General features: G+C 71.8%; 14 protein-coding genes. 8 read left to right on the top strand and 6 right to left on the bottom strand.

Features of this window, described 5'->3' with window-relative positions; translation table 11 throughout:
• Window positions 1–6 precede the first annotated feature (6 nt).
• A complete protein-coding gene (locus OG322_RS08120; protein WP_123462715.1) occupies window positions 7–795 on the top strand; it encodes an AzlC family ABC transporter permease in 789 nt (262 codons plus the stop codon).
• Window positions 792–1,097: an AzlD domain-containing protein gene (locus OG322_RS08115; RefSeq protein ID WP_123462717.1), complete on the top strand. Its 306-nt coding sequence runs from the start codon at window positions 792–794 to the stop codon at window positions 1,095–1,097. Before OG322_RS08120 ends, OG322_RS08115 begins: the two co-directional genes overlap by 4 nt.
• 26 nt (window positions 1,098–1,123) lie before the next feature.
• Here OG322_RS08115 and OG322_RS08110 read toward each other — a convergent pair whose 3' ends face one another.
• Window positions 1,124–2,038, bottom strand: a complete 915-nt coding sequence (locus OG322_RS08110; protein WP_123462719.1) for a hypothetical protein — start codon at window positions 2,036–2,038, stop codon at window positions 1,124–1,126.
• 79 nt (window positions 2,039–2,117) lie between these two features.
• Here OG322_RS08110 and OG322_RS08105 point away from each other — a divergent pair, with 79 nt between their 5' ends.
• The 4 genes from OG322_RS08105 to recX all read left to right on the top strand — a co-directional run bounded on the left by OG322_RS08105 (window position 2,118) and on the right by recX (window position 5,858).
• Window positions 2,118–2,312, top strand: coding sequence for a DUF3046 domain-containing protein (locus OG322_RS08105; protein ID WP_123462721.1), 195 nt, complete (start codon window positions 2,118–2,120; stop codon window positions 2,310–2,312).
• Window positions 2,313–2,496: 184 nt separating this feature from the next.
• Window positions 2,497–3,666, top strand: a complete 1,170-nt coding sequence (locus OG322_RS08100) for an AI-2E family transporter (RefSeq protein ID WP_123466120.1) — start codon at window positions 2,497–2,499, stop codon at window positions 3,664–3,666.
• A gap of 320 nt (window positions 3,667–3,986) precedes the next feature.
• Complete coding sequence (gene recA, locus OG322_RS08095) at window positions 3,987–5,117, top strand: recombinase RecA (RefSeq protein ID WP_123462723.1); 1,131 nt, start codon at window positions 3,987–3,989, stop codon at window positions 5,115–5,117.
• A 3-nt stretch (window positions 5,118–5,120) separates the two neighbouring features.
• Window positions 5,121–5,858 carry a recombination regulator RecX gene (gene recX / locus OG322_RS08090; RefSeq protein ID WP_329306254.1) on the top strand — a complete coding sequence of 246 codons (738 nt, stop codon included), beginning with the start codon at window positions 5,121–5,123 and terminating at the stop codon, window positions 5,856–5,858.
• 185 nt (window positions 5,859–6,043) lie between these two features.
• Here the strand turns inward: recX and OG322_RS08085 are convergent, their stop codons facing one another.
• Entirely contained in the window at window positions 6,044–6,721 is a 678-nt protein-coding gene (locus tag OG322_RS08085) for a DUF6197 family protein (protein WP_266413087.1), read from the bottom strand.
• Window positions 6,722–6,953: 232 nt separating this feature from the next.
• Here OG322_RS08085 and OG322_RS08080 point away from each other — a divergent pair, with 232 nt between their 5' ends.
• Together OG322_RS08080 and OG322_RS08075 are read left to right on the top strand one after the other, a co-directional pair.
• Window positions 6,954–7,262, top strand: coding sequence for a helix-turn-helix transcriptional regulator (locus OG322_RS08080; RefSeq protein ID WP_123462730.1), 309 nt, complete (start codon window positions 6,954–6,956; stop codon window positions 7,260–7,262).
• On the top strand, window positions 7,259–9,817 hold the full coding sequence (locus OG322_RS08075) for an FtsX-like permease family protein (protein ID WP_123462732.1): 2,559 nt from the start codon (window positions 7,259–7,261) through the stop codon (window positions 9,815–9,817). Before OG322_RS08080 ends, OG322_RS08075 begins: the two co-directional genes overlap by 4 nt.
• Before the next feature lie 54 nt (window positions 9,818–9,871).
• Here OG322_RS08075 and OG322_RS08070 read toward each other — a convergent pair whose 3' ends face one another.
• From OG322_RS08070 to OG322_RS08055, 4 genes are all read right to left on the bottom strand, one after another.
• Complete coding sequence (locus OG322_RS08070) at window positions 9,872–10,339, bottom strand: rhodanese-like domain-containing protein (protein ID WP_443066532.1); 468 nt, start codon at window positions 10,337–10,339, stop codon at window positions 9,872–9,874.
• On the bottom strand, window positions 10,336–10,872 hold the full coding sequence (locus OG322_RS08065; RefSeq protein ID WP_123462736.1) for a cysteine dioxygenase: 537 nt from the start codon (window positions 10,870–10,872) through the stop codon (window positions 10,336–10,338). The genes OG322_RS08070 and OG322_RS08065 overlap by 4 nt, the downstream gene beginning before the upstream one ends.
• A 74-nt stretch (window positions 10,873–10,946) precedes the next feature.
• Window positions 10,947–11,033 carry a putative leader peptide gene (locus OG322_RS08060; protein ID WP_311307652.1) on the bottom strand — a complete coding sequence of 29 codons (87 nt, stop codon included), beginning with the start codon at window positions 11,031–11,033 and terminating at the stop codon, window positions 10,947–10,949.
• Between the two features lie 32 nt (window positions 11,034–11,065).
• The gene (locus OG322_RS08055) at window positions 11,066–12,679 is read right to left on the bottom strand and encodes an FAD-dependent monooxygenase (RefSeq protein ID WP_123462738.1); all 1,614 of its coding nucleotides are present in this window, start codon (window positions 12,677–12,679) and stop codon (window positions 11,066–11,068) included.
• Between the last annotated feature and the right edge of the window lie 66 nt (window positions 12,680–12,745).

Raw genomic sequence — 12,745 nt, 5'->3', positions numbered from 1 at the left:
CCGGACGTGGCAGAACAGACAGCACCTCAGAGAGCCGGCGAAGCGGCCGGCGGCAGTGTGATCACCGCCGGGGCCAAGCCGGACGCGGCCGTCGTACGTGACGCGCTCGGCGTCGGCATCGCCGTCGGACTCTCCGGCTTCGCCTTCGGCGTCACCTCGGCCGGCTCCGGACTGAGCCTGCTGCAGACCTGCGCGCTCAGCCTCCTCGTCTTCACCGGCGCCTCCCAGTTCGCCCTGGTGGGCGCCCTCGCCGCGGGCGGCAATCCGTACACCGCGGCAGCCGGCGCCTTCTTCCTCGGCGTACGCAACTCGTTCTACGGCCTGCGGCTGTCGCAGTTGCTCGTCCTCCCGCGCGCCGTGCGCCCCTTCGCCGCCCACTGGGTGATCGACGAGACGACAGCCGTGACGCTGCCCCAGCCCACCCGGCGGGCCGCCCGGATCGGCTTCACCGTCACCGGGCTCACGCTCTACGTGCTGTGGAATCTCACCACCCTGGTCGGCGCCCTTGGTGCCGAGGCGCTCGGCGACACCGACGCCTGGGGGCTGGACGCGGCCAGCCCCGCCGTCTTCCTCGCCCTGCTCGCGCCGATGCTGAAGACCACGACGGAGCGCGTCACTGCCGGGCTCGCGGTCGTCCTCGCCCTCGGCCTGCTGCCGGTACTGCCCGCCGGGGTGCCCGTACTGGTGTCCGCGCTCGCGGCGCCCGTCGTCCTCTTTGTGAAGGGACGCGACAAGGGCCCGGGGCCCGAGAACGCCAAGGATTCGGGCACGATCACGCCGGAGGGCGGCCGATGAACGTCTGGATCGCCATCGCGCTCACCACCGTCGGCTGCTACCTCGCCAAGCTCCTCGGCCTTCTGGTGCCTGCCGGAGCCCTGGAACGCCCTCTCGTGCAGCGCCTCGCCGCGCTGCTTCCGGTGGCACTTCTGGCCGCCTTGACCGCGCAGCAGACCTTCGGTGACGGACACCAGCTGGTACTGGACGCCAGGGGCGCGGGTCTCGCCGCGGCAGCGCTCGCGCTCGTCCTGCGCGCCCCCTTCCTCGTGGTGGTGGGCGCTGCCGTGGTCGTCACCGCCGGAGTGCGCGCCCTCGGCTGACCACACGAGGGCCGGGGCGGCCCGGGTCAGCCGAGGCCGCGCCCGTGTGCGCGCAACGTCTGTAACGCCCTGAGGGTCACCAGGGGCCGCCCCTCCAGCGCGGTCCCCGGCGCCCATTGCCGCCAGGTCACCGGCCAGCCGCCGTCCGCCTCCTGGCCGGCCGCCAGGTGGTCCAGCGACAGATTCATCTCCGCGTCGGTGAACCACCGGCGGGCGAGCGACTCCGGGGCGCGGGCGTAGTCGTACGGGAAGTGCTGCTCGCCGGGCGCGTATCCGGCCGCCACCGGGTACTCCGCGCGCCGCTCCGGATCCAGCACGGCGAGCCGCTGTTCGCGCACCAGGCGCCCCAGGCGATCGGCGGCGGCCTCGGCCCGCGACCGGTCCGGGGCTCCGTCGAGAAAGGCGACGGCCGCCTCGATCTCGTACGGATGCGACACCTGAAGGGCGTCGACGGCCGCCCAGCAGAAGTCGGTGGCCCGGAACAGCCAGGCATGCCACACCGCGTTGCGGTGCAGCAGCCCGACCACGGGCCCGGTGGCCAGCAGCTCGGCCGGCGGGTCGTCGACGATCGGAACGAACGGTGCGGCCGGATAGCCGCGCTGCGAGGGGAGGAGTGCGGGAAGCGCCCCCTCCTTTGTGGACACATCCGTAAGGAAACGGCAGATCCGCTCCACCCGGAGCCCGTTGCAGCGGCCGATGGAGTCGAGGACGCTCAGCGCGTGGGCCGTGTGCAGCGGCTGACTGACGGGGCCCCGCAGATCGGGTTCGAGCGCGTGACCGTATCCGCCGTCCTCATTGAGGTAGGCGGCGAGCGCCGTTTCCACGGCATCCGTACTTCCTTTCAGGAAGTGATGGGCGAACCGCCGCTGCTCGAGGACACGGGCCGTGAGCCAGATGAACTGCTCGGCACGGTTGAGGGGACTTTCTCCAGTTCCAGCCATGGACCGACCGTAGGCCGGTATGTGCTCCCGGCAAGGGCAGGCGGCCCGGCTGCACTCTCAGGAGCGGGATACTGAGGGCATGCGGTTGACGATTTTCTGGGAACGGATGGCGGACCACTTCGGCGCGGGCTACGCCGACTCCTTCGCGCGCGACCATGTGATGGCCGAGCTCGGCGGGCGCACGGTGCATCAGGCGCTGGCCGCCGGCTGGGAGGCCAAGGACGTCTGGCGCGGAGTCTGCACGGCGGTCGGCATCCCCGCGGACAAGCGCTGACGCACAGCTCAGAGCCCTGCGCCGGGTGGCGGTTGCCCGGGGTGCGCGACAGCGTGTCTCAGCCGTAGGCGAGACTGGTTGCGTGGCACCGACAGACGAGACCGCTCAGACCCAGCCGCCCCCCACCGCGCCCGTCCCGCCGGTCGGGCCACCGGCCCCGCCGTCCGGCACCGGGCAGGTCCGCATGCCCGCCTGGCTGCCGCGTGCGATGGTGCTGGCCCTTGCGCTCTACGCCTGTTTCCGGCTCGGGAGCTGGGCGTTCGACCAGCTCATCGGGCTGTTGATCAATGTGCTGATCGCCTTCTTCCTGGCGCTCGCCATCGAGCCCGCGGTGAGCCGTATGTCGGCCTCCGGTATGCGCCGGGGCCTCGCCACCTTCCTGGTTTTCCTCGCCGTGGCGATCGCCAGTGCGGGCTTCGTCGTACTGCTCGGCTCGATGCTCGCGGGCCAGATCGTCGACATGGTGGAGGACTTCCCGAAGTATCTCGACTCGGTGATCAACTGGGTCAACCAGAGCTTCCACACGGAGCTCTCCCGGGTCGAGGTGCAGGACAGCCTGCTGCACTCCGACTGGTTGCAGAAGTACGTCCAGAACAGTGCGACCGGTGTGCTCGACGTGTCGACCACCGTTCTCGGTGGCCTGTTCCGGCTGCTGACGATCTTCCTGTTCTCCTTCTACTTCGCTGCCGACGGGCCCAGGCTGCGCCGCGGGCTGTGTTCCGTTCTCCCGCCCTCCCGCCAGGCCGAGGTGCTGCGGGCCTGGGAGATCGCGGTCGCCAAGACCGGCGGCTACCTCTACTCGCGCGGCCTGATGGCGCTCATCTCCGGGATCGCGCACTACATCCTGCTGGCGGCTCTCGGGGTGCCGTACGCGCCGGCGCTCGCGGTCTGGGTCGGGCTCGTGTCGCAGTTCATCCCCACGATCGGCACCTATCTGGCGGGCGCCCTGCCGATGCTGATCGCCTTCACCGTCGACCCCTGGTACGCCCTCTGGGTCCTCGGGTTCGTCGTGGTGTACCAGCAGTTCGAGAACTATGTGCTGCAACCCAAGCTGACCTCCAGGACCGTGGACATCCACCCGGCGGTCGCCTTCGGCTCGGTGATCGCGGGTACGGCACTGATGGGCGCCGTCGGCGCGCTGATCGCCATCCCCGCCGTGGCCACGCTGCAGGCCTTCCTCGGTGCCTATGTGAAGCGGTACGACGTCACGGACGACCCGCGGGTGCAGGGCCAGCACCCGTGGCAGCGCGGCGAACCGCTGTCGATGCGGCTGCGCCGGCTCTGGCATGCCCCGGAGGGCGATGGCGGGCAGGGGTCGGACGAGGTGCCGCAGGGACGGCAGCCCCGCCCCTGAGAGCGCGGTTCCCGATGCGGAGCGGAGACGCCTCCGGTCGATGACGCCCCTAAAACGCCAGCTTTGAGCGTGATGCCGGATGTGTGGCATTGACTCCCTCGATGCCCGATACGGGAGCGCTATCCTGGGGGCGAGCCGATAGGGTGCGGTGCGCTTGACACCAAAATCGAACATCCGTTCTCATGGGATTCCGGCCGGGTTTTGCCGGGCTCGACCGTGGAGTTGTCCACAGGCCGGGAGGACGTCGAGGCCCATTGTCAGTGGCAGGGGTTAGCGTCTGAGACGTGAAGCGATCGACTCAAGCAAATCGGGTGGAACCCATGGCAGGAAACGACCGCGAGAAGGCGCTGGACGCCGCACTCGCACAGATTGAACGGCAATTCGGCAAGGGCGCGGTGATGCGCCTCGGTGAGCGGCCGAACGAGCCCATCGAAGTGATCCCCACCGGTTCGACGGCGCTCGACGTCGCGCTCGGCGTCGGCGGCCTGCCGCGCGGCCGTGTGGTGGAGGTGTACGGACCGGAGTCCTCCGGTAAGACGACGCTGACGCTGCACGCCGTGGCGAACGCGCAGAAGCTCGGCGGCACGGTGGCCTTCATCGATGCCGAACACGCCCTCGACCCCGAGTACGCGAAGAAGCTCGGTGTCGACATCGACAACCTCATCCTGTCCCAGCCGGACAACGGTGAGCAGGCTCTCGAGATCGTGGACATGCTGATCCGCTCGGGCGCCCTCGACCTGATCGTCATCGACTCCGTCGCGGCCCTGGTGCCCCGTGCGGAGATCGAGGGCGAGATGGGTGACTCGCACGTGGGTCTGCAGGCCCGTCTGATGAGCCAGGCGCTCCGGAAGATCACCAGCGCGCTCAACCAGTCCAAGACCACCGCGATCTTCATCAACCAGCTTCGCGAGAAGATCGGTGTGATGTTCGGCTCGCCGGAGACCACCACCGGTGGCCGCGCGCTCAAGTTCTACGCCTCGGTGCGCCTCGACATCCGACGGATCGAGACGCTCAAGGACGGCACCGACGCCGTCGGTAACCGCACCCGCGTCAAGGTTGTCAAGAACAAGGTCGCGCCGCCGTTCAAGCAGGCCGAGTTCGACATCCTCTACGGCCAGGGCATCAGCCGCGAGGGCGGTCTGATCGACATGGGCGTGGACAACGGCTTCGTACGCAAGGCCGGTGCCTGGTACACGTACGAGGGCGACCAGCTCGGCCAGGGCAAGGAGAACGCCCGCAACTTCCTCAAGGACAACCCCGATCTCGCCAACGAGATCGAGAAGAAGATCCTGGAGAAGCTGGGCGTCGGTGTGCGGCCCGACGCGGCGCCCGCCGAGCCCGGAGCGGACGCGGCCGGAACTGCCGCGGCTCCGGCCGACGGTGCGGCGAAGCCGGTGTCCGCTGCGGCCGGCAAGGCCAAGCCGGCCAAGACGGCGGCGGCCAAGAGCTAGACCGTGACGCGTCGTACGGAGTGGCCGGGCAGCGCCGCCGAATCCGGCGCCGGACCCGGCCCCGAATCCGCCGCCGGACCCGATCCCGAGTCCGATCCTTCCTACGAGCCGGCTGCGGGGGCCGGCCGAGGCAGGGGGTCGGATTCGGGCTCCGGATTCGGTGAGGGGGGCGGGCGCCGTTCCCGATCCCGTTCCAGAAGCAGCGGCTCCCCCTCCTCGTCGAGGGCCGAGAAGGGGGAGCCGCGAGACCCTGTCGAGCAGGCGCGCAACATCTGTCTGCGGCTGCTCACCGGGACGCCGCGCACCCGCAAGCAGCTCGCGGACGCCCTGCGCAAACGGGAGATCCCCGACGAGGCCGCCGAAGAAGTGCTCTCGCGCTTCGAGGATGTCGGACTGATCGACGATGCCGCGTTCGCCGATGCCTGGGTGGAATCCCGGCATCACGGCCGAGGGCTCGCCCGCCGCGCACTCGTCCGTGAGCTGCGGACCAAGGGGGTGGACGCGGCAGTGATCGACGAAGCCGTCGGCCAGCTCGACCCGGATCAGGAGGAGGCGACGGCGCGCGAACTCGTCGCGCGCAAACTCCGCTCCACCCGGGGGCTGGACCGCGACAAGCGACTGCGCAGGCTTGCCGGCATGCTCGCCCGCAAGGGGTACGGGGAGGGAATGGCCCTGCGTGTGGTGCGCGGGGTACTCGAAGAGGAGGGCGAGGACACCGAAGGGCTGGACGATCCCTTCTGACCGGCCGACATCCCTTCTGACCGGTGGCATCCGGACCGGCGGGACAGTATCCCGGCGGGCCGGTCGGCATCAGGACGGGCCGGTCGGTCATTCGGCCTTCCGCGGTTCCGGACACCTGCGCCCCTCGGGGGAGTCGCGGGCGGCGAGGCCCCCGGGGCGCGGCGGACGGCAGGGGTTCTGCGCCCTCACTGCCCGGCGCGGGCGGCGCGGTTGACGGTGGCGTCGATCAGGGCGAGGGCGTCTGCGGCCGTACGTCCGGGGCACCGGTTCCACGGTCCGATCAACCCGGTCCAGCCCTGCGAGCGGAGCTCGGTGATCAGCCAGGCGCCGGCCCGGTCGACGGTGGCCGGCGAGCCGTATCCGAGGCGGTGCGCGGTGAGCATGGCACCGCAGACACAGCGGGCGCCCCTCGCGTTGCGAAGCCGGTACGGGGTGTTCTGCCAGCCCCACTCGGTCAGGATCTGCCGCGCATGGGCGAGATGGGTGGAGGGCCGCACATCGGGTTGTCCGATGCGCCGCCAGGAGTGGAGCCGGTCGGGCAGTACCGCACCGAGGCGCCCGGGGAGCGGGCGCTCGCGCGGCGCGGTGGCGGGCAGGGCGCGGACCGTATCCGCGATCAGTTGATCGACCGGCACGGACAGCAGGTCACGCCAGCCGGCGAGGTCCCCCTGCGACGGGCGCGACGGACGCAGCGGGTACGTCGAGCGTGACGGGTCGTCCGGCTCGGGTACGGCCGGGGCGGGAGGTACGGGTTCCGGGGCCGTGAGGTCCCAGCCCGTGACGATCTGCCGCCACGCATCCGTGTCGTGGAGACGAGCGGCCCGGATGTCGAACTCGTCAGGGGTGAGGGCGGTGGTCGGCATCGGTGCGGGCTCCCCGTCGTAGCGGTCCTTGTCGTTGAGGCGAATGTCTGTCCCGCGCGGGGATCGCTCCACCCGAGCGAGGCCATACGGGTGTGTCGCGACGGATTCGGGCCGGGAAGTGCTCTTGGGCGCGCGGGCCTGGACGTGCCCTTGGTACGGGGGAAAGCCCCCGCACGAAGACGGCGGAACGCTCCAGTGCACAGGCGCCTGTGCACAGAGCAGTCTGTGACGCATGCCAGAGAAGCCCGGTGGTACCGAGATCACGGAGCAGGCGGGCCTCCACGGACACGGCCTGGCCCAGCCGCGACGCCGGCAGATCCGTCAGCACCTGGGCAGGCACCGCCCCGCGACGGCCACGCCCCTCGCACGCGCCCTGGGCCCGGACACCGCGGCCACCGGCCACCACCTGCGCGAGCCGGCCCGCTACGGCTGCGTGGCCGACGACGTGCCTCCGGAGCCCGGCGCACGCAGGCCCGGTGACGGCAGCGGCCCGGGCAACAACACCGCAGACGACAACGGAAAAGAGACGGACGCATTATGATGCTGCGCTACGCCCTGCGGACCATCAGACACCGCAAGGGCGGATTCCTCGGAGCACTGCTGGCCCTCATGTGCGCCGCAGCTCTCGTCACCGCCTGCGGCACCCTGCTGGAGACCGGCCTGCGCGGGCGTATCGCCACCGAACGCTATGCCGCGACGCCGCTCGTCGTCTCCGCCGACCAGAACGTTCACCGGACCACCGTCAAGCACAAGGGCAACGGAAAGACCAAGGTCAAGCACAAGGCGAAGCCGGTCGCCGAACGTGCCTGGCTCCCCGCGGGCGACGCCGACCGGCTCCGTGACCTGGAGGGCGTCCGCGCGGTCGTCCCCGAACTGACCTTCCTCGCCGTGCCGCTCGGCCTCCCCACGGGTGAGGGAGCTGCCGGTCCGCCGTCCTACGGCCACGCGTGGACCTCCGCCCCGCTCACCCCGTTCGCCCTCACCGCAGGCCGCGCACCGGCCACCGGCGACGATGTGGTGATCGACCGGGGCCTCGCCGAACGGGCCGGCCTGACGACCGGTGACCGGCTCACCGTGCAGTCCACCCGGGCTCCTCGCACGTACCGTGTCAGCGGCATCGCGGCCCCGGACGGCCGTGGTCAACTCCGGCAACAGGCCTCGCTGTTCTTCTCCACGGCGGAGGCCGAGCGTCTCGCCGCCCGCCCCGGCCGGGTCAGCGCGTTCGGCGTGCTGCCCGCATCCGGGACGGACCTCGGCCGGTTGAAGCAGCAGGTCGCCCATGCCCTTGAGGGAACGACTGCCCGGGTCGCCACGGGTGACGACCGCGGGCCGGTCGAGTTCCTGGACGCGGCGGGCGCCCGCGTCAAGCTCATCTCCATGGGTGCGGCCATGGGCGGTACCTCCCTGCTGGTCGCCGTGCTCGTCGTCGTCGGCACGTTCGCGCTCTCCATCCAGCAGCGCCACCGTGAACTGGCCCTGCTCCGCACCATCGCCGCCACCTCACGGCAGATCCGCCGGCTGCTCGGCCGTGAGGCACTGGTGGTCGGTGCCGTCGCCGGGGTGCTGGGCGCGCTGGCGGGACTGCCGCTCGCCGGCTGGCTGAACAGTCGATTCATCGACACAGGAGCGATCCCGGCGACCCTGGAGCGGACGGCAGGCATCTTCCCGGCCTGCGTCGCCGTGGCCGTCACGCTCATCGGCGCCTGGGCCGCCGCGCGGATCGCGGGCCGCCGCATCGCAGGACTCCGCCCGGCCGAGGCCATGGCCGAAGCCGCGGTCGAGCGCGCCCGCCCCGCCCGTGCGCGGACCGTCGCCGGCCTGGTCCTGCTCATCGGCGGCGGCGTACTGGTCGCCGTACTGAGCATCCTGCGCACCGAGGCCGCCTCGACCCCCGTCACCTTCCTCGCCGTGGTGGTGCTGGCCACGTCGGTGTCGCTCCTGGGCCCGTACCTCGTACGGGCGGCCGCTGTCCTGCTGAGGCCGGTGCTCCGGCCTGCCGGACCCATGGGGAAGCTGGCCAACGCCAACATCCGCGGGAACTCCACCCGGATGGCCTCCGTCGTCACCCCGCTCACCCTGCTCATCGGCATGACCTGCACGGTGATCTTCATCCAGCCGACCCTCGGGAACGCCGCCCTGGCCCAGGCCCGGGAGGGCACCCGTGCGACCTGGGTACTGGGCGCACAGGGCCCCGGCGTCCCGTCCGCCGCCGTCGACGCGGTCCGCGCGACGCCGGGTGTCACCGCCGCGACGGAGGTCGTCCGGACCACGGTCCGGGTCGGGCTCGACAAGTACCCGGCCCAGGGGATCACGGCGGCCGGCCTCGTCCGCACCTGGGACCCCGAGGTGACGAGCGGTTCGATCGCCGCGTTCACCGCGGACCCACGCACCGCCGCGATCAGCGAACTCGCCGCCGACCGGCTCGGTCTCCACCCCGGCAGCAAGCTGGAGCTGCACCTCGGTGACGGGACACCCGCCACCCTCACGGTTGCCGCCGTCTATCACCGCGGGCTGGGCTTCGGTGATCTGACGCTGCCGCACGAACTGGTCGCCCGCCACATGGACAACCCACTGGCCGCGACCGTCCTGGTGGCCGGAGACGCTTCTCGCAGCGCACTGGCCGCCTCCGTAAGGAGGTTCCCCGGTATCGCCGTTCTGGCCCCGACGGCCGCCGACCGGCTCCAGGCGGACCGGCAGCAGGAGAACGCCGAGGTCAACTATCTCGCCATGGGCCTCGTCCTGGCCTTCACCGCCATCGCGGTCGTCAACACGCTCGCCATGTCGGTGTCGGAGCGGCTCAAGGAGTTCGCGTTGCTCCGGCTGGCCGGAGCGACGCGACGCCAGGTGCTGCGGATGCTCCGTATCGAGACCGTGTCGGTCCTGCTGATCGCCGCCGTTCTCGGCACCGGAATCGCACTCGCCGTGCTGACCGCGTTCAGTATCGGTATGACGGGCAGCGCGGCACCCGCCGTTCTGCCGCTGGTGTACGCGGCGGTGGCGGGCGCCGCGGCGCTGCTGGCCCTGACCGCCACGGCGCTGCCGGGCAGGGTGGCGCTGAAGGCCCGCCCGGTGGAGGCCGTCACATCGAGTCAGTGACCGGCAGGCCCCGGGCGAGGGCCGGCCCCGTCTTCCCCAGGCCGTGGCTCCCGGTCATGCGTCGACCGGGAGCCCCGCCGCGCGCCAGGCCTGGAAGCCGCCGACCAGATCGGTTGCCCGGTGCAGCCCGAGCCGGTGCAGGGACTCGACGGCGAGGCTCGACGCGTAGCCCTCGTCGCAGATCACCACGATCCGGAGACCGTGACTCACCGCCTCCGCCGCGCGATGGCTCCCCTGTGGGTCCAGCCGCCACTCCAGCTCATTGCGCTCGACGACCAGCGCGCCCGGGATCAGCCCGTCCCGGGTACGCAGCTCCGCATAGCGGATGTCGACGAGCAGGGCCCCCTGGGCAGCCGCCGCGCCGGCCTCATCGGGTTCGAGCCGCTCGTACCCGGACCGGACCCGCTCCAGGAGCTCATCGATCCCGACCGGCTTCGTACCAACAGGCTCCGTACCAACCCGTCGCGTACCGGTCGGCTCGGCGCCGACCCGTTCCGTGCCGTCGTGCGGTTCGTCGCTCACTGCCAGTCCTCCGGACGTTCGGTCTGTTCGAGACGGAGCACCGCACCGGTGCGGCTGTAGCGCCGGATCTGTGGCAGCGGCGGATAGTACGCGTGGACGGATACGGCGTGCTCCGTGGCGGATTCGTTCAGCACCTCGTGCACATGGTGCCTGCCGAAGGCCCTGCCCCGGCCTGGCGCCAACTCCCGTGAGAGGTCGATGTCCTCGGTCAGTTCCAGGGTCCTCCACCCGTCGGTGGGCAGCCGCGCCGCGAGCGAGTGCTCCTTGAGCGTGCCGCTCGCGGTCAGGAAGGCGCCGATCGAGTCGGCGTGGTCGTGCCAGCCGGTGCCGGTGCCGGGCGGCCAGCCGATCAGCCAGGCCTCACTGCCGCCGGGCCCGTCGAGCCGGGTCCAGGTCCGGCCCTCGGGATCGAGGGGGAGCGAGGCGATGAGGCCTTCGTCCGCGGCGGTACGGCGGACGAAGTCGAGTAGTTCCGCGGCCGTCGGACCGGAAGCGGACGTGCGTACGGAAACAGGGGAGGGAGAGGCAGACAAGGGGACCGTCCTGAGAGTTCGCGCGGATGCTCACGCCGTACGTCGTGGCGCACGGCGGAGCAGCAGAAGGCGATTCAGCAGGACGGGCGACACACGCAGCCCGCATAGCGGAGCAGGTCCATATGGACCCTCCGCCACAGGCGCACATCGGTGTCGGTCATGTTCCGGAGTAGACCATGTGCGCCTGCGGGGGTCAATTGATGTCTGCGGTGCGGTCGGAGCGTTCGGAGGTGCGGGCCGCGCCGCCGCGCGCCGCTTCCGCCGCCGCGAGGAGGTCCGCGGGCCGTACCCCGCCGAACGACTCCACGAGGTGACCGTCCGGCCTGACCAGCAGAACGGTGTGCGCGGGCGCCCCCGGATAGCTCTCCGCCACCAGCAGTTCACCCTTCACCGGCAGGGCGTCCACCGCCTCGACGAGCCGGGGCATGACCCCCGCCCGCATCCAGTGCCGCCGGTCCCACACACCGGTGCCGGGGGCCACCAGGACCACCAGCAGCTGCCCCTGTCCCAGCCGCTCCCGGAGCCCTACGCGCGTGCCGTCCGGCGCAGTCACCCGCACATCGGCGACCGGCGCACCGGGGGGCGTACCCACGGAGACGTGCGCCTCGGCGCGTGGGGGCGCAAGGGGGGACAGGGAGTATGAAGGGGGCGCACCGAGGGGGCCGCAGCCCAGATGTCCGTCGGTGAGCAGCGAATCGTGCCCCCGTGCGCTCCCAGGGACCAGGGTCCGCAGTCCGCCGCCGCCCCGCAGTATCGGCAGCGACTGGTCGGCGGCGCGGAGCCGCGAGGCGACCGCGGCCCGTCGCTCGGCCTGGTAGCTGTCCAGGAGCACGTCGGACGCGCCGTGATGCCAGGCCAGCGCCAGTTTCCAGGCCAGGTTCTCGGCGTCCCGCAGCCCCTCGTCCAGCCCCTGGGTGCCGAGCGCGCCCAGCAGATGGGCGGCGTCCCCGGCGAGGAAGGCCCGCTTCACCCGCCACCGCCGGGCGAGCCGGTGGTGCAGCGTGTAGACGCCGGTGTCCAGCAGCTCGTACGGGGGCGTCTCGCCGCACCAGCCCGCCAGGGTGTCCCGGACCCGGGCGACCAGGACATCGGGCGTGACGAGCTCGCCACGTGGCGGCAGCAGCCAGTCCAGCCGCCAGACATCGTCCGGCAGCGGCCGTGCGGTCACCTCGGCGCCACCGGTGCGCCAGGGCGGCAGCCGGTGCAGTACGGCCTCGCCCGGCCAGGGCAGTTCGGTGCGCAGTGCGGCGACGGCATGCCGCTCCACCGCCGTACGTCCGGGGAACCGGATGTCGAGGAGCTTGCGCACAGTGGACCGCGCCCCGTCGCAGCCGACCAGGTAACTCCCCCGCCACCAGGTCGAACCGGGCTCCCTGGTGTGCACGGTGACCCCGGCCGGGTCCTGCTCCAGCGTGTCGATCCGGCTGGGCCCCGTCGTCCGGACGAGGTCCTGCGCGGCCACCGCGTCCCGCAGTCCGCGCACCAGCGCATGCTGCGGGACATGGACGGGGGCGGCCGGCGGGTTCCCCGACGGGGCGCCTTCGCCGAGCGGCAGTTCGCGTACCAGCTGCTTGCGGCGCAGGGACCGCCAGCCGGACCAGCGAAGGCCCTCGTCCTGGAGCGCCTTGCAGCCGAGCCGCTCCACCAGGGCTGCGGTGTCCTCCCGGAGCACGACCGTGCGGGCCGGGCGTGTCTCGTCCTTGCCGGGGTCCTCGTCGAGGAGCACGGAAGGCACTCCCTGTGCCGCGAGGGCGAGCGACAGCACCAGGCCGACCGGCCCGGCACCGACGATGATCACCGGGTCCACGGCGCGGCTCCCGGAACGTGTGCGGTCGGACGCGTGGAGGCGCATGTGGAGAGCGGACGGGCCGCG

It is taken from the genome of Streptomyces sp. NBC_01260 (genome assembly GCF_036226405.1).
In the GTDB taxonomy this organism is placed as follows: Bacteria; Actinomycetota; Actinomycetes; order Streptomycetales; family Streptomycetaceae; genus Streptomyces; species Streptomyces laculatispora.
This window is presented reverse-complemented; position numbering and strand designations above follow the sequence as displayed.